This is a genomic window from Lentzea aerocolonigenes, assembly GCF_000955955.1.
Taxonomy (GTDB): Bacteria; Actinomycetota; Actinomycetes; order Mycobacteriales; family Pseudonocardiaceae; genus Lentzea; species Lentzea aerocolonigenes_A.
The window spans coordinates 55,064-71,501 of record NZ_JYJG01000029.1 but is presented as its reverse complement, the minus strand read 5'-3'; the positions used below and the strand labels follow the sequence as shown (position 1 = coordinate 71,501).

Below are 16,438 nucleotides of genomic sequence, written 5' to 3'. Positions count from 1 at the left end.
CATGACTCCCGCGGACCTCTGCGACCTGACCGAGGTCGAGGGTCTCCTCCGCTCCATCGCAGCAGAGCACGTGATGCCCCGATTCGGTCGAGTGGCAACACAGGACGTCATGGCAAAGGCCGATGGTGGTCTGGTCACGGCGGTCGACCACACCGTCGAAGATGCCCTCACGAATCGGTTGTGCGCCATACTTCCCGGCAGCGCCGTCGTAGGCGAGGAGGCTGTTTCCGCGGACCCCACCCGACTCGAGCTGGTGGCAGGCGCGGAGCCGGTGTGGATCGTCGATCCGATCGACGGCACCGAGAACTTCGCGATGGGCAATCCTCGGTTCACCAGTCTCGTGTCGTTGGCCGTGCAAGGCCGGGTGATGGCTTCGTGGACGTACGCACCGGCGCTCGATCTGATGGCCATCGCCGTGGCGGACAACGGGGCACACATCAACGGTGAAAGAACTACGCTGCCCAAATCGGTCACCGTACTACGATCCCTCGACGTGAGGGTTGCGCAACCACGATGGTGGTCAAAGCTGCCGGCTCGCCTCCACATCAACAGGCTGTGCATGAGCGGCATCTCGCTCTCCTACTTCGACGGAGCCGGCCTGGGATATCTCGAACTCGCCTCGGGCCGGTGCAGCGCGATGATTCTGACCTGGGAGACCGTCTGGGACCACGCCGCGGGAATCCTGTTGCTGCAGGAAACAGGCGGAACCGTGACCGGCCTCGACGGCAGCCCGTTCCGCCTCGACGGGGACAACGAACTGCCACTGGTCGCAGCACCGGATTCCACCGTAGCCGGGCAGATCCGAGCAGCCATGAGCGACGACGAAGCCACGGTCTACTGAGAACAGAACGATTTCTGCGAGCCAGAACCGGTCAGTCGCGAGTGGACAGTCGAGCGCGCGACAACGATCTGCAGTGCTAGCAGCCGCCCTCGAACGTCTTCGCCGTCGACAACCTCGACATGAGCGTCAATGCCGTAGTCCTCAGTCGGCTGCTCGCGGAACAACCAACCCAGCTCGTCCTGGATGGCCAGCTGGGTGTGGTCACGCCCTCGCTGGCGCTCTGGCAGCAGGTTTGCGGCGCATCCCGAAGTCTTCTCAACGCGAGCGCCCTTTCGACGAGCACAGGGTTCGCGGTCAGGATTACATCTACCCGACGATCTCGCACAGCCAAGGAATCAGCGTGGAACAGGCTGCAAACACCGCGCCCTTGATGGCCTTTCGGCTGGTTGAGGACCGCTACTCGACCAGTCCAGCAGGGTCTGGAGCAGCGTGATCTGCATTCGCTTCGGTGGACCGCAACCCGGCGCTACACCTACCGCGTGGCCGACCTACGCCTCATCAGGCCAGTTGATGTGCTGGATCGTTGGTCAACACGGGTGCCGTTATCGCGCCCTGTTCCACAGTTCCTGATCATCAAACGTTGCCAGAGTTTGTCGCTCGAGCTCCCTCGCCGCGAGACGGTCCATGACCGTAGCCCACCGGATGTAGATCTCCGCCCACTCGAGGGCCGCCCGCGCCCACGCCTTAGCTCGCTGCGGACCGTGCTCGTTCATCTGCGCAAGTTGGAGCTTGATCCAGGCCGGATCAGCCAGCGCCCGATCAAAGGCTGCTTCACCTAAGCCGCTCACCGCGCCCTTACCACTGGCGTACACGGCCAACCGGCCACGAAGGCCTTGCGGTGCACGCCGGCCGTCACGGCCCGCACGCTCGCCTGCCATACCGACATAGATGACCGGACCCGTCAGCCCCTGCCGTGCCATGTACACGCCGGGAAGCCGCGGTGCCAGCACGATCGCGTTGGCCAGCGGCTCCCAGTTTGACCACTCAGCGAGGCTATTCACCTGATCGGCATCCTGACCACCCACTCCGAAATCGTGCCACGAATCGCCGACTACAGCCGATGAGACTGCGCGATGCTGATCTATGGCTCACCGAATGTGCACAGCAACCGAGGACGCGTGTCGACGACGGTGGCGAGGCCTTGCTCGTTTTACGGATACTGAGGCGATCACAACGCCTCCAATGCGTCGCGCACCTGGTCTCGCTGGCCTGGGCTGAGAACGGTTGATTGGGCCAGCGACTCATACAGGTCCAGAGCGAACTCCGGGCTGATGCACTCGACCTCCTCGCATGCTCTGAGCCTGATATAGAACGGCTGAGCGTCGTCCTGCACGAGTCGCGCCAAGAGCGTCAGCACGTAGCCCTCACCCGCATTCGCCAGGTACGAGACAGTCAGTTTCGTCGGCTGCAACGAGACGAACAGGCGATAAGCGTCGTCTGGTTTGTTCTCGGCCAAAGCGGCACAGGCAGCGACGCGGTACTCGTCATCGAGCTCTCCCGCTCCGACCACGAGCCGGAGACCTGCCACCTTGTCCTCAGCCGACGGCGTCCCGAACGTCGCTCGCGGGATCGCTTGCTGGTGGTAGGACGGATCCGGGGTACTTCTCGTAGTCTCAAAGGTGAGCCACTGAATCGCAGCGGCGACCGGGCCTCGTTGCCGCACCAAGGCGTCGATGATGCCGAGCCGGTCGGACTCGTCGACATCAACATCGACACTCAACGCCAACCGGCGTACGACGCCCTCTTCTGGCCACCAGTCGTCGAGAGCTTCAGCTGCGGCTGCGTGTGTCTCGAGGTACTGATCTTGGCCTCGAAATCGGCCAGCCATTCGTCAGGAGTCATCGCCCACTCACCTCGTCGTCGCTCGCGGCCCGTACTCCTCTTCAGGGGATCCGGAGCCCTGGCCGAGCCCGCCCTGGTAGATCACCGGACCCGGCGTCGCCGACCCACCGCCGAGCCCGCTGCCCTCGGCGTGCACCGCCAGATTGACCTTGACGTCGGTCGACGAAGTCTTCTGCCAGAAGTTCTTTCGGGCGACCTCCTGCAACTGGCCGATCACCGTGTCCTTGTCGACGTCTCCGCGGATCGTGACGTCGAGGTACATGAGCTGTCCCTGATCCAGCCCGTGGCGGTACTCGTACGTCGCATCGACGACCTCCGGCATCGCCTTCCAGTCAGCGACCGTCTGCTTGCCGAAGCTGTCGACGCCCTCGTAGTACTGGTCGGTGACATTGCATCCGGCCAGCAAGCCCACCACGACGAGCAGGACGGCCAGCACTACCGAACGCAGCGCGTTGCTCACTTCACTCCCTGACGCGTCACCTGATAGGTCCTCATCTGCGACGCCGGGCCGCCTTGAGTGAAGGCGTCCGTGCTGTCGAGGAACCTGCGGACCGAAGGATCCGAACTCTGGTCGAGCTGTTCCGCGACCGCGACGTAGTTGCGGTCGACGCGCGGGCTCTGCGGCTGGCCAGGATTCTCCCGATAGCCGCCGATGCTGTGGTTCTCGCCGATAGTGCCGGTCTGGTTCTCGAAAGTGACCGTCGTGCGGTTGGCGGTGTTCGGATTGTCGCTGGCATCGAGGTGCGGAACGATGTCGTTCTTGTTCTCCAACGAGAGCATCTGCACGTTGCCGGGGATTTCGATTCGTCCGACCGGGGAGCCGGCGGTGACCACGTGTGTCACGTTGTACCCGCTCGCGACGAGGTCGCTGGTCGACTGGGCAGCCACGATGCCGCCCTGGCTGTGACCGACCAGCATCACCGGCACACCAGTTCCCTGCGCACCGGCATCACGCAGCGCCTGCTCGATGCCCTGCTGCAGAACGGTTCTGTTGCCCGCCATCGCGTCGACGTTCACGCCCGAGTCGTTGGCACTCTTGGGATCCCACGGCGCGTTCCAGTCCTTGGTACCAGGCACATCCACGACATAGCCGGTCACGTTTCCGTTGGCGTCCTTGATGATTCGCACATCGATGTTGCTCAGCTCCTTGTTGGCGGGACTGTTGCGCTCATCGAGGCCCAGCAGGATGTCACGCAGGTCATGCGGTCCCGTGTCGCGATAAGTATGGAGGTACTTGACGTCCGCTGTGCCGTCCGCATAGGTGGCGGCGAGCAGGTCCAACGTGGAAGCCAGATCAACCGGTACGCCGAGCGACGAGAGCATGCCGGGCGACATACCGATCAGGGTGTCGACCATGCCGGGGTGATCAACCAGCCACTTCTGCCAATCACCGTCGTAGTTGGCGTACACGTCCGCGGCGATCGCAGTCCCTGTTGCGAGTCCAGCGGCGACAACACCGCCTGGGGCCGAAGCGACCGCCAGCCCTGCCATCCATCGCGAGGCGTCGAGGCCCCTGGCGGCGAGCTCGTCCGCGGCCTCGTAGGCCAGCTTCGTTGCGCGCAGGGCGTCGCCGCGCAAGCCGATGGCCGCGGAGGTGGCGGTGAGACCGGTCGGCCCGTCGAGCGCCAAGGCCATGGCCGCCTCGAACTTCGCCACACCGGACGGATTCAGCAGCGCCGAGGCCAGCACGTCCGGCTCAGCAAGGAACTTGTGCCCGGCCAACGCTGTCTTGAGCGTGTCACCAGCAACCTCATCGGTGAGAGCACTCATCGCCACGAGATCCTCGCCTTTGGCTCTGAATCCGCCGACGCCACCGCTGACCTGGATGTCGGTGACAGGAGCGATCCCCACGTTGCTGCGGTCTACCGGCCTATCAGGCACTTCGACGTTGTCAGGCATTACAGAGCTCCTGCCACAGCCGGGGCGACCCACATGCCCAGATCCTCACGAGCAGCCGGTTCCAACCGCACCATCCGGCGTCCCGAACCATCCGGCTCGGGATCGAGACCGCTCCAGCCACCATCGGTATGCACCCAGCTGACCTGAGACGTCATCCCGTTGCGCCCGACGACAAAACACCGCAACGCCCCATCCGTCTCGGTCGCCACCTGCTGAGCGAGCGCTGCCTCATCGCCGGACAATCGCAACCTGGCGACGACAGCGGCCGGACCGCCGGGGTCGGCGTCGCGAAACAGGCGAGCGGCACCCATCTCCTGAAGCGCTGCCAGCGGGAGCCACCCATGCAACGGAGTCTGCTCCGGTCCTCCACCGCCCAAACGCGACTCAATCCCGGCATCGCCGTCCTCATTCTCCGGCGGAACTGCCCGAATCAACTCCTTGCCCAGATCAGCCGAGGCGAACATCGACATCTCCACCCCGCCGTCGCCCAGCTCGAACAGCGACGCGCCCAGCGGACCAGCGATCGTGTGCATGCTGTGCAGACCCTTGTCGCCGATCGCGGCGACCGTGTCCAGCATGACCATCGGCAACGCCAAGATCTCCAGATTCTTCTCCACCGACCGATGGACCTGCCCACCTGTGGTGTCGACCACCCGCTTCTTGATCAGCCCTGCCTCAGCTGGACCGATGTCCGCCGTAGGAGTCCAGGCCGGAGGCAGCTCGACACCCATACGTTCAACCAGGTACGCGAACTCACCCGCAGTCAGCACCAGACGATGCGGTGCCGGGGTCACGCGGGCACCCCCTGCGCGCGCAGGTACTCGCCCGCCTCCAGCCACGCTTTGTCTCCAGCAGGGGGCAGGTTGTCCGGCCCCCACTTCCTACCGGTCCACGGCGGCTGCGGAGGCGACGGCGGTTGACTACCACCGAAGCCCAGGACATCAGCGACGCCATTCGCGAAGTCCCTGGCTGCCTGGTTGAAGGCATCGAGCGCACGCTCGAACCTGTCGATCGCACTCGCGAACCAGCCGACCACGGCCTCGGAGACGTTCTTGATCATCGCGATCAGCTCGCGGACCTCCTGCGCGTGCCGCCGCAGCAGCGCGGCAGCCTCGGCCAACCCGTCCGCGGCCTTCTCCAACTGCCGCATGTCCCCGCCGACCGTCTCCCGGCAGCGCTCGGCCGCGACCGAATGCCACTCCATCTTCCGCGCGTCGTCGTCGAGCTTTTTGGCGCGATCACGCACGCCATCAGCGCGCTTCTCGATCTCGGCCGCGATCCGATCCAGCTCGTCCGGGTTCCCGTACATGCCCTCCCACCCCTCACTCACAGCGAGCGAATCATGACAGCTAGTGGACGCGCATGCTCTTCGCCTCAAATTGCGGGCTTCTACCTATCGACGGTGCCGACATCGAACGCGATCTACTCACGGACTGTAGTGATCAACCCGCCAATTGGGGTCAAACAGTGCTGTAACGCTCCGTACCCCACAGGTCGACTGGCAGTATGACTGCCGGTCACACACCGTGGGAGCGGTGTTCGGGGAGGAAAGATCCACGTGTCAGGGGAGATCGTCTGCTCGTTCGTCGAACTCGACGCGCTGGGGGTGGCACTGAGGCTTAACGTCCGACAGTTTCCGTTCTCGATTCCGCACTTCGCCGTCGAAGCGGAGGAGCGGCTGAGAATGGGGCAGGATGACCTCATCGCGCGCGGGCTGATCCGAGGTGACAGTTTCGCGCCTGAGCTTGAGCAGGCGCTGAACGTGTACGCGCGCGGGCGGGTCGCCACCGCCATGCCTCCCGCACCCGCCGCCCGACCGCGGTCTCGACCATCTCGTAGGTCAGCGGGCATGGTGCGACGCCGAGCTCGCCGTGGATGGCGGGACCACAAGATCGGCATGCGGATCTGACCCTTCTCTGGTGATCAGCGGCGGAAGGGACGACGTGGATCCCTCGGCGACATGTTGTCGAACGGCGTGAACCACGCAGACGGGGTGTAGTCGCCCACGCCCAGGTACTGGTTCTCGTCATCGTCGGGAGCTTCGATGCCGTCACGACTCGGGTCGAACAACGCGAGAATGTCGGTGTCCTGGAACAGAACATCCACCAGCATGCCCCAGCCGAGATCATCAGGATGCTCTGGCAACCCGCTGAAGCGGTCCTCCAGCCCCGACCAGCCATCCGCGACCGCCGCCTGTGCCGTCGTCAGCATCAGGTGCAGCGCCATCTCGTCGGCCGCACAGCTCGGCTGTGGCCATCGCCCGGCCGCCAGGTCCGCACGCAGATCGTCGAACGACCGCGCCGCCTGTCGGCGCCAGATCGCGTCCTGCCGCCAGGTAATGCGCGGGAACGCGTCGAACACCATCCACAACTCCGCGGACCCAACAGGATCATCGCCGTGTGCGATCACATCGTCGAAGGCCTGATCCGCCAGCAGAGCCGCCAAGTCCACAACACGCGGCAGTCCGCGGAGTCACCTGGAAGCCACCGCATTTCTCACACGACGGCAGGCCGCACTCACAGGCCTCGAACAGCTCCGCGAAGTCCGGCGACACCGACCGCGAACGACCGTCCGCACCGGTCTCCCCTACCGAGTATTGGGCGCCACCGACCTCGACACCGTCGACTTCGACGATGGCGTCCGGATCCAGCAGGAGTGACAGAGCGGCCGCCGGGTCACCTGCGACGTCCTCGCGTTCTGCGGCACGCAGTTCTTCTTGCGCCTGCTCGGAATCGTCGTCCACGGCGAACACCATCTCGTCGATGTACGCCAGCGCCGCGCGCGCCAACGCGGCAGCGTCCACCACGTCCAGCTCGATCTCCGCGGTGACCATGAACCGCCGCCTGGCCATGGCATCGTCGTCGACCATCCACGAAGCCTAGGACCAGGCAGCTCCGCCACCGCGCCCATTTCAGGCCCGTTCAGGCCAGGTCGCGCAGGTCCGACGCAGTTCAGGACGGTTCGCCAGATTCACCCGTTGGTGGACGACCCCATTTGCCGTTGGTCAAAACGAAGGAGCCAGTGGCTCCTGATTCGCTCCTTCATTCGCCTGAATAGATGATCAAGCGAAGATCGCTTTTAGCGCACGAAAAAGCCCGCCGACCTGGGCTTTCACCCGGAATCAGCGGGCTGATTCAGACCGTCGGGACGACAGGATTTGAACCTGCGACCCTTGAACCCCAGTCGTATGACGACTGAGCGGCATGCTCCAGCCTGTTCTTCCAGGTCAGCCTCCAGTGTAACCAGCCGAGTAAAGGAGTCTCAGGAACGCAGCAACCACCGCAGATCACGCCGGAATGCTGCACTGATCGTGCTACTCCAAGGCCGCCTGCACAGCCTCCGTAGTCGCTTCGACGCCGCGCATGTCGAGTCCACCGATCTCGTCCGTCGTGAGATGGTTCGTGCCAAGCTCACAACCGTTCCGCGCGGGCTGCGCGGTCCGCAACCTGTTGAGCGTGCTGATCATCGGATCTGCACGTTGCGGAGACAGTCGGCCTGCTGGCGCCAGCGCCGTGATCCGCCCGAGCACGCCGCATCCGTGCTGCCCGCTTGATCGTCGGGGACGCGCGGATACAGCAAGCGTGCCGCGCTCATGTCCCCGCAAGGTTCCGCCCTGGGCTGGACACGATGCCGGCCGAAACGCAGCGCTCCACCATCGAGCCGGACCGTTCCATCGTGGCGCTCGGCCCGCCGTACTGCGACCAGACCCCCCTGGCCGCGGCGAGTACGATCCGCGGCCAACCTCCGCCATCACATCAAGCTTGCCCCTGTCCCGCAACGACTTGACCCGCTCCGCACCGTGGGCGAACGGCGGTTGATCGTGCTCCAAGGGCACGCAGGCCAGCCCGACCTCAGCGCGCCGCAGCACTGTTCGACATTCGGCGACATCGAGCCCGCGCTCCTTGGCGCAGGCAGCCAGTGCCCAGCACTGCGAGTAGAACCGCACCAGCCGGGTCAGGGTCGAGATCCCAGGTACGAGCGTGTCCGCCATAGCCATCACCGGCGCCTCGACCGCCAACGGATACCGGTCGCCCGCGACTCCAGTCCAGGTCCGCACCACATAGGCCCGACGACCTCTACTTGATGAGCGGTCACAAGCTTCCCTCTTGGCACATACAACGATGGCCACGCTGTGCTGTCGCGCGTGAGCGGCTTTTCGTTTCAAGCCTCCAGTAACACCTACCCACCGTCGACACGATCAGACGACTGCACGAAGTGTGACTGCGCTCCGTGGGCTTGTCCCGTTTAGACGGACAGAGACGATATGGTGTGGTCAGGCTACCTGAAGTGAGGCGGCCGTTTCGTAGGCGGCGGGGCTGAGGTAGCCGAGGCTGGAGTGCCGTCGGCGGGTGTTGTAACAGCCCTCGATGTATTCGAAGATTCCTTGTGCGCCTTGGCTTTCGTCGACCAGGGCTGCCGGTCGAGCAGCTCGGTCTTGATGGTGGCGAAGAACGATTCGGCGACCGCGTTATCCCAGCACTGCCCCTTGCGGCCAACGGAAAGCCGCACCCCGGCGTCGGCGGCCGCGCGGGCGTACTGGCCAGAGGTGTATTGACAGCCCCTGTCGGAGTGGAAGATCACTCCGGGCTCGGGGCGACGCCACGTCGGCGCTGCTCGACGATCTCCGCCTTGAACTCGTGGGTGAACGCACGACGAGGACGCCGGGGCTTGTTCGAGCCCGTGGTCTTCATAAGGACATCCTTCCAGGGGCACAACCCCTGATCTCAGATGTCCGTCAAAACGGGTCAGGCCCAGGACGGCGACTACAGCGCGTTCAACATCGGGCTCGCTACCGCCCGCCAAGAGTCGATCTACGGCCTGTTTCGCCGCAACGCCAACGAGCGCCAACCGTGGCGACTGCAGTCGTGGCTGGTCGAGAGCGACCGCCTACTGCTCGACAAGTTCCCTGCGCTACCTGACTTCGCCACGTACACGGAGAATCCAGCCGACTACATCTTCGACTGGCGGCGAGAGCTGAAGGTCAACATTCGCCACATCGTCGAGGACAACCTCACGCGGTTTCCCGAGGAGCTACAGGGCGAGCCGTACGCCTTGGAGCTGTCACTGAACGGAGTGGTCGAGGTCGCGAAGAAGCGCGTACAACACAACTACAAGACCGCCGTTCCGTTCTGGTATCCACCACATCAGCAGGTTCAGTTGCTTCTGCCTCTATCGCTACGCGAACCGTCGAAGGTGGATCTCGCCCTGGTTGTGTCACGACGCGGTGAGCACTACCGAGGCGACACCGTTCTCACAACGGGGATGGCCTACAACAACGCCCGGCTTCTCGCTCGGCCAGACGGCGACTGGCTGCATCCGGCCACGTCACCGGATGACGCCTAACCTCAGGTCAGTGAGTTCCGACGACTGAAGGCGTACGCCTTTGACGCAAGCGCGCCGTCCCGCAGTCGTCGCTGCGAAACACCGGCGGCTCCGCGAGCCTCACCCCTGCGCCGCTGGTTCAGCTGGCCGACCGGATGGATGCTGCTGAAGGGCCTGCCGCTGGAACCGTGCCATACCTGTATCCCGACTTCGGCTGTGTGCCCCGCACGAGCGCTGTTCCCGTTCGACAGCCCAGAGCCGCGCGCCAGGCTGATGACAGCTTCCGACTGCAGGTCACCCCGATCGTGTCTGCACGGAAGCGTGGACTGCGTCCGACGATGGTCTCGTTAGGGTTGAGATCGACAACAGTCGAGGTGACGCGCTGATATTGGACAGCCTTGGCCTCGGGGAAACCTGCCTGCACGACGGCACCGGCCCAGGGCAGGTTCTACCTCTAATATCTATCTGGATGATCCAGAAGACCAGCCCGACGTTGCAGTGGGCCGATTCGCTGCAACGCACGTAGATCGACAACCAACAGGACGCGGATAAGCATGCTTGCAGACGGTGGATTCGTGTTCGAGCGCTATCAGAGGGTCCGCGTCGACGTCGAAGGCGTACCGGAGTTCGCGACAGTCCGGTTCGCGCTTCCCGGCGATGAGCCAGGAACCTGGGACCTCATACTCGTCGATGACGACGACCGTCGGCACGAGGTGAACCTGTCAGCCGGTGACACGCAGACCGTGCGACCGCTGTCCAGCGATGGACGTGGCGACTCCGCTCGAGTGCTCGCCGCCATGTGGACGCGGTGGATGGGTGCCGCAGCTACCAACGCCGAATCCAGCGCCATGGCGTCAACACCCCTCAAGCCGTACGCCCACCAGACCACAGCCGTCTATGGCGCGATGTTGCCACAGCCCCAACTGCGGTTCCTGCTCGCCGACGAACCTGGCACCGGTAAGACCATCATGGCTGGCTTGTACATCCGCGAGATGCAGCGGCTAGGCCTGGTTAAACGCGCCATCGTCGTGTGCCCAGCGAACCTGACAACGAAGTGGGTCGACGACTTCCACCGGCTCCTCGGTGGGGGCATGCGACAGCTCACCTCTGCCACTGTTCGCGAGGACGCACTTAATTCCAACGACCTGTGGGTAGCTTCGCTAGAACTGCTAGCGGTCAACCCAGCGGTGCAAGACGCTGTTCGGCCAGACAAAGCAGGCTGGGATCTTGTCGTCTTCGACGAGGCCCACCGCCTCACTCCCACAGCCATGGGGTTCCACCAAGTCGGCCGGCTGCTAGCGACGAACACTCCCCGCGCCCTGCTGATGACTGCGACCCCTCACCGCGGCAAGGAGTGGTTGTTCAGGCATCTGCTGCACTTGGTTGACCCGGCGATCTATCCCGAGCCTGGTGACGACCCCAACGAGCAGCTTCCCGCGCTTCGGCCTGGGCCGATCCACTTCCTGCGACGAATGAAGGAAGACCTCGTCGACTATGACGGCAAGACCCGTCTTTTTAAAGGACGTGTCGCCCAGAACCACAGCGTACCTTTGTCACAAACCGAGTACGGCTACTGCCAAGCCGCGCTCACCATGGTCGACCAGTTTTTCCCGCAGGCAGCGCAGCCCCTAGCACGGATGGTGTACGGCAAACGTGTGGCATCCAGCCTGCATGCGCTCGCTGAGACGCTACGTCGTCGATACCGTCGCATGGGCGAGATGAGTGAAGCCGAAGCCGCACTCGCGGTCGAAAGCGATGGCAACAGCGACGAGTCCGAAATCGACGAAGCCAAGGTCATCCACGCGACATCGACGGCAACCCGAGCTGAACGGGCCGCGATCAAGGCCCTGGTCGAGCAAATCGACACCACGGTGATGAACCCAGATTGGCAACCGTCGAAGTGGAAACGCTTCATCGACGACTGCCTGGCACCACATGAAATCCGCCCGGGAAACGGCGAGCAAGCGGTGGTGTTCACCGAGTACGCGGACACAGCGGAGTGGATCACCGCCAGGCTGGTCGCGGATGGCTTTACCGCCGAGCTGTACTCAGGTCGACAGAGCAAGCCCGAACGCGACGAGGTCCGCAGAGCGTTCATGCGGGGAGACTTCCAGATCATCGTCACCACCGACGCTGGCAACGAAGGTATCGACTTGCAGGCCGCCCGCGTGCTGGTCAACTACGACATCCCGTGGTCCTTGGTCCGGCTCGAACAGCGGATGGGCCGTATTCACCGCGTCGGTCAGCAGCGCGACGTCTACCTCTACAACCTGGTTGCCACCGACACTCGCGAAGGCGACACCTTGCTTCGACTGCTGGACAACTTCGTAACCGCCGCCAACGAGCTGCGCGGTCAAATGTTCGACAGCCTCTCCGCTGTCGCCGAGATAACTGGCGTGGACTACGACAAGTGGCTCTCCGACCTTTACGGAAACGATGAGGCCAAGAAGCAACAAGCTATTGATGCCGCCGCCGCGGTGCAGGCGCAGGAACTCGCTCGTGCTGCTCGACAGGTCCGCGACAACGAGCGCCGTCTAGCCAGCCAGGTCGACGCCGTCGCGGCTTTGACGCTACTGCAACGTGACTTGTTCGCCCGCATCAACCCCGCCATCGTGGAGGCGTACCTGGACCGGCTGTCCACAGCCGGCGTGCTGGGGTCAACCCCGACCGCAGCCGGATCAGGATTCCGACGGCTCTCCCTCGGCAGCGGGACGTTCCCAACTACGCTCGGCGGCGCCAGCGAGGTCCACATCGCGACCAGCGGCGATGCGGTGCGTGAAGCCGAAGGCAACATCGACGTCAGTGGCACCCTCACACTCGGGCCAGGAGAACCTGGGTTCACAGATCTCATCGCAATGGCCGAACGAACCCTGGCGGAAGATCTCTACCAGTCTGGTGCGGCCGCTGATCCGACTAGCCTCACTCCCTACGACCTGTACGCCTACGAGGCGCGGATGACGGAGAGCGACGGCAAACGCGCCAGCGTATGGGCGACTTTGATCAAAGTCGATGACAGTGGCGGCGCCCGCGCCGTGCGTTGGGAAACGTTGGCGAATCTCGCCCCTACCGACCAGCCAGGCACCGCACCACATCCGGCCCGCGAAGGACGGGCGATCGAGACCGCCCTCGCAGTAGCCGCTGACACCGTCGCCGAACACACGAAGGTGCGCTCGGACTGGTTCGCTCAGGCACGGCGAGATCTCAGCAACCTGCCGCTGAACTTGACTGACGGAATCGATGACCGCGATACCCGAGTCGAGATGCGCCGTCGCCTCCAAGCACAAACGACCAAGCGACTCGAGGAATTGGAACGCCTGGTCAAAGTCGCGCTGACCGAACCGAAGCTGGTCGGACGCATCCGTGTGCTCGCCGCGGCCGACAACACCACTCGAGCTGAAATCGATGCTGAACTGGTTTCCATGCGCCACGTTCAGCAACTGCTCGTCGACGATGGCTGGTTCGTAGAAGACGTCCACGCCGAAGGCCGCGGTTACGATCTTGAAGCACGACGACACAGCCAGGTGCGCCATGTCGAGGTCAAGGGTGTCCTGGGCAGCGCGGCTAGCAACGGCATCCGCATGACCGGCAGGGAGGTACTCATCGCCACCCAGCACCGCAAGGACTACTGGCTTTACGTCATCGACCAGTGCGCCGACAACAAAGGCCGGTTCTTCGGAGCCTACGAAGACCCCGCCACTCTCTTCGCCACCGACATGGTCGGGGATGCCATCTTCCGTGTCCCCGGCAGCAGCCTCAGGAAAGCCCCAGGGAGCAACGCATGACCAGGATGATCGAGCGCTGGTTCCCGAGCGCCGAGGTGTCGGCCAACAGCGACAAAGGGTGGGGTTCAGGCAACAGTGAGATCTCGCTGTTCATGTGGTTCGCGAAGCGTCCGACAGCCCAGGCTAAAGCAGCCACAATCTGTTCGTTGCTTCCATGGCCCGATGACGTCGCTGAGCAGGAACGGCTCCAGGAACTGGTGCGCTCGGCTATGACGGGCCGATACGCTGCATGGACCGAACTACGCGCCGAAATCGCCAAATCCAACCCCGAAGGAGCGACCACTCTCGATCCATTCTCGGGCCGAGGTATGATACCGCTGGAGTCCGCGCGCCTGGAAGTCCAGGCTTCAGCCATGGACTACAGCCCTGTAGCTGTATTGGCCAGCCATCTGCTCACCTCTGCCCCATTCGAGGACTGGAACGACGAACCGGAACTGCCGTTCGCGCCAGTCACCGAATACTTGGTGACGGCCGGCGCCGATAGATTGTTGAGCGACCTCAATACTTTGTTTGCGGAGATTAAGAATCGCTACATCGCCGCGATGAGCGAGTTCTACCCGCGCAGCGGTGGCGAGTTTCCTTGGGGTTATTTGTGGGCTGTCACCATTCCCTGTCAGGAGTGTGGCCTGCGATTCCCGCTGATCGGTTCTTACGAACTCATGCCTGCCCGAGGGCAAAGAGGCGCAGTGTCGTTCTATATCGCCGCTGATCGCAGTACGGGAACGTGGGAAGCTGTGGTCACTCCGGCCCGATCAGCCAAAGCACCCACCTTGACCAACGCTGTGGTGAATGGCAAGAAGGTAGCAGGAAAGAGTGCTATCTGCGTGTTCTGCGGACATGTCCACCCTCTGGCGATGCATCGACGGCTTCTGCAGGAAGGAGAAGGCAAGGACGCCATGGTCTTGGCAGCCGATATCGACTCCCGTAGCCAGAAGACCTTCCGCCAGCCGACTAGCGATGAACGGCAGGCCGCCGACGCCGCTTCAAGAGCCCTCGCCGACGAGCCGGCTTTCAGCCCTTTCCTGCCCGCTGTGCCCGACGAGAACATCGCTGCTGGCAACAACAATATTATCGGCCCTAGTATCTACGGGGCTAGGAACTACGGCGATTTCATGGTCGCCCGTCAGACCCTGTCTTATGTCCGCCTGGCACGTATCATTAACGATATTGGGACCGAGCTAGGCACCGCTGGCCTCTCAGCGAGCTACATCCGGGCACTGACCGGCTATGCGGCTGCAGTCGTAGCTAAGAAGTTGCGTCGTTCAACCCGTGGTGCCCGTTTCCAGAGCAAGGGAGGTGCACAAGTAGGTGATTTGTTCATGAACGAAGGGTCGATCACCTTCTCTCACGACTACTTCGAAGCTGGTCTTGGAGACGGGCCTGGCACGCTGAAGTCAATCTCTGATAACGTCCTTGCAGCCTGCCGCAACCTCTTCACCAATCGGCGAGGGACGGCGGCCTCCGTGCAGCGGGGAACAGCCACATTGTTGCCCTACCCGCCGAATACCTTCACCGCGGTGGTCACCGATCCCCCGTACGACCAGATGATCGCCTACGCCGATGCCTCCGACCTATTTTATGTGTGGGTAAAACGATGTCTCCACAACACTTGGCCTGAGCTCGCTATCACCTCAGACCCCGATGGTTGTCAGGAAAAGGCCCAAGAGATAATCGTGAAGCGGGTGCGCGGGGAAGCCCCGCACGAACACCGCACACGCAAGCACTACGACACCCTGATCGCTGAAGCCTTCGCGCAGATGCGACAGGTAGTCCGGGATGACGGGGTAGTCACGATCGTCTTCGGTCACGGCGAACCGGAGGTCTGGCAACGACTACTGCATTCGATAGAGCGCGCGGGCCTAGTCATGACTGGATCCTGGCCAGCCAATACAGAGTCCGGCGGACAGCAGGGCAAAGCAAACATTGAGACCACACTAACGATGGCCTGCCGCCCCGCACCGGGCGGGCGACCTCCGGGCCGCAAGGGTGCGGTTGAGGCTGAGATCAGAGCTGAGATCAAACTGCGGTACCCCGATTGGGAGCGGTGGGGACTGGCGCCTGCTGACATGCTGATGGCCGCAGCAGGTCCCGCTATGGAGGTCGTCGGCCGCTATAGCGAGGTACGCGACGCCAAGGGCGACCCTGTCGACATCTACACATTTCTCCCGCTCGCTCGCGCCGCCGTCCAGGATGCCATGGCGGTGGAGATCAACCACCAACCGCTGGAGGCATTCGACGCACGCACCCGTTTCGCACTCTGGTGGGTCAGACTTTATGGTCGCCAAGCCCAGGCTAAGTCCGAACTGCGCTGGCAAGCACTAGCTTCTTCGCTCGACCTGGCGGCGATCCGAGACTTGGTGCCCGATGCGGACAAGGGCGTTCGATTCATCACCGCACGCGACTACAAGGCCGACATCGATGCTGATTCCGCGGTCATCGATGTCGCTCTAGCCCTGGCCGCTGCGTCCGAGGAAGGTCTCCAGGCAATGGGGCAGGTGCTTTTGGCCTCCGAACGCTCCACTGATGACTCCTACCTTTGGGCCGCTATTCAGTTCCTCGCGGACAGACTTCCCGACAATGACCCGGACGCGATCGCTTTCACACGCGTTATGCGCACCAAGGTCGGGATCGGCAACGCCGCTCAGACAGTCGCGGCGAACAATCACGCGACGGCACGGCGTGAGCAAAACAACGACGATCAGTTGAGGCTGATCTGATGAGCAACGCTCAACGAGCGAGCGGACAAGAACCG

At 63.4% G+C, this 16,438-nt stretch carries 15 protein-coding genes and 1 pseudogene; 5 read left to right on the top strand and 11 right to left on the bottom strand.

From position 1 onward, the window contains the following. The first annotated feature begins 1 nt into the window (after position 1). The gene (locus UK23_RS06075) at positions 2 to 841 is read left to right on the top strand and encodes an inositol monophosphatase family protein (protein ID WP_045310364.1); all 840 of its coding nucleotides are present in this window, start codon (positions 2 to 4) and stop codon (positions 839 to 841) included. Here UK23_RS06075 and UK23_RS54940 read toward each other — a convergent pair. The 7 genes from UK23_RS54940 to UK23_RS06045 all read right to left on the bottom strand — a co-directional run bounded on the left by UK23_RS54940 (position 835) and on the right by UK23_RS06045 (position 5,912). Further along, entirely contained in the window at positions 835 to 1,068 is a 234-nt protein-coding gene (locus tag UK23_RS54940) for a DUF4365 domain-containing protein (protein ID WP_419503868.1), read from the bottom strand. The two genes, UK23_RS06075 and UK23_RS54940, sit on opposite strands and share 7 nt — an antisense overlap. Positions 1,069 to 1,383: 315 nt before the next feature. Further along, positions 1,384 to 1,866 carry a hypothetical protein gene (locus tag UK23_RS06070; RefSeq protein WP_231114393.1) on the bottom strand — a complete coding sequence of 161 codons (483 nt, stop codon included), beginning with the start codon at positions 1,864 to 1,866 and terminating at the stop codon, positions 1,384 to 1,386. A 143-nt stretch (positions 1,867 to 2,009) separates the two neighbouring features. Continuing rightward, positions 2,010 to 2,561: a hypothetical protein gene (locus UK23_RS06065; protein WP_156212847.1), complete on the bottom strand. Its 552-nt coding sequence runs from the start codon at positions 2,559 to 2,561 to the stop codon at positions 2,010 to 2,012. A 129-nt stretch (positions 2,562 to 2,690) separates the two neighbouring features. Next, entirely contained in the window at positions 2,691 to 3,143 is a 453-nt protein-coding gene (locus UK23_RS06060) for a hypothetical protein (protein WP_045310362.1), read from the bottom strand. Next, entirely contained in the window at positions 3,140 to 4,615 is a 1,476-nt protein-coding gene (locus UK23_RS06055) for a lipase family protein (RefSeq protein WP_156212845.1), read from the bottom strand. Before UK23_RS06055 ends, UK23_RS06060 begins: the two co-directional genes overlap by 4 nt. After that, on the bottom strand, positions 4,582 to 5,376 hold the full coding sequence (locus UK23_RS06050) for a hypothetical protein (protein WP_156212843.1): 795 nt from the start codon (positions 5,374 to 5,376) through the stop codon (positions 4,582 to 4,584). Before UK23_RS06050 ends, UK23_RS06055 begins: the two co-directional genes overlap by 34 nt. Beyond that, a complete protein-coding gene (locus UK23_RS06045; protein WP_196777631.1) occupies positions 5,373 to 5,912 on the bottom strand; it encodes a hypothetical protein in 540 nt (179 codons plus the stop codon). Before UK23_RS06045 ends, UK23_RS06050 begins: the two co-directional genes overlap by 4 nt. Positions 5,913 to 6,140: 228 nt before the next feature. Here UK23_RS06045 and UK23_RS06040 point away from each other — a divergent pair, with 228 nt between their 5' ends. Continuing rightward, positions 6,141 to 6,491, top strand: a complete 351-nt coding sequence (locus tag UK23_RS06040) for an ESX secretion-associated protein EspG (RefSeq protein ID WP_045310358.1) — start codon at positions 6,141 to 6,143, stop codon at positions 6,489 to 6,491. Positions 6,492 to 6,505: 14 nt separating this feature from the next. Here the strand turns inward: UK23_RS06040 and UK23_RS06035 are convergent, their stop codons facing one another. From UK23_RS06035 to UK23_RS54930, 4 genes and pseudogenes are all read right to left on the bottom strand, one after another. Then, positions 6,506 to 6,946 (bottom strand): hypothetical protein, encoded by a 441-nt coding sequence (locus UK23_RS06035; RefSeq protein ID WP_052684400.1) that lies wholly within the window; start codon positions 6,944 to 6,946, stop codon positions 6,506 to 6,508. A gap of 25 nt (positions 6,947 to 6,971) precedes the next feature. Next, complete coding sequence (locus UK23_RS49995; protein ID WP_052684399.1) at positions 6,972 to 7,451, bottom strand: hypothetical protein; 480 nt, start codon at positions 7,449 to 7,451, stop codon at positions 6,972 to 6,974. A 1,404-nt stretch (positions 7,452 to 8,855) separates the two neighbouring features. Beyond that, a complete protein-coding gene (locus tag UK23_RS54935; RefSeq protein ID WP_419503867.1) occupies positions 8,856 to 8,963 on the bottom strand; it encodes an IS3 family transposase in 108 nt (35 codons plus the stop codon). A gap of 17 nt (positions 8,964 to 8,980) precedes the next feature. Next, positions 8,981 to 9,091, bottom strand: a pseudogene (locus UK23_RS54930) (integrase core domain-containing protein); the annotation flags it as partial. 219 nt (positions 9,092 to 9,310) lie between these two features. Here UK23_RS54930 and UK23_RS06030 point away from each other — a divergent pair. From UK23_RS06030 to UK23_RS06020, 3 genes are all read left to right on the top strand, one after another. After that, positions 9,311 to 9,925 carry a DUF3825 domain-containing protein gene (locus UK23_RS06030; RefSeq protein WP_052684398.1) on the top strand — a complete coding sequence of 205 codons (615 nt, stop codon included), beginning with the start codon at positions 9,311 to 9,313 and terminating at the stop codon, positions 9,923 to 9,925. A gap of 554 nt (positions 9,926 to 10,479) precedes the next feature. Further along, positions 10,480 to 13,686 carry a helicase-related protein gene (locus tag UK23_RS06025; protein ID WP_196777629.1) on the top strand — a complete coding sequence of 1,069 codons (3,207 nt, stop codon included), beginning with the start codon at positions 10,480 to 10,482 and terminating at the stop codon, positions 13,684 to 13,686. Next, the gene (locus UK23_RS06020; RefSeq protein ID WP_045310355.1) at positions 13,683 to 16,403 is read left to right on the top strand and encodes a DUF1156 domain-containing protein; all 2,721 of its coding nucleotides are present in this window, start codon (positions 13,683 to 13,685) and stop codon (positions 16,401 to 16,403) included. Before UK23_RS06025 ends, UK23_RS06020 begins: the two co-directional genes overlap by 4 nt. The last annotated feature ends 35 nt before the right edge of the window (positions 16,404 to 16,438 follow it).

Excerpts from the sequence above, each read along its gene's own strand:
- UK23_RS06075 (WP_045310364.1), top strand. The coding sequence starts at position 2 with ATGACTCCCGCGGACCTCTGCGACCTGACCGAGGTCGAGGGTCTCCTC.
- UK23_RS49995 (WP_052684399.1), bottom strand. The coding sequence starts at position 7,451 with ATGGTCGACGACGATGCCATGGCCAGGCGGCGGTTCATGGTCACCGCG.
- UK23_RS06030 (WP_052684398.1), top strand. The coding sequence starts at position 9,311 with ATGTCCGTCAAAACGGGTCAGGCCCAGGACGGCGACTACAGCGCGTTC.
- UK23_RS06035 (WP_052684400.1), bottom strand. The coding sequence starts at position 6,946 with ATGGTGTTCGACGCGTTCCCGCGCATTACCTGGCGGCAGGACGCGATC.
- UK23_RS06020 (WP_045310355.1), top strand. The coding sequence starts at position 13,683 with ATGACCAGGATGATCGAGCGCTGGTTCCCGAGCGCCGAGGTGTCGGCC.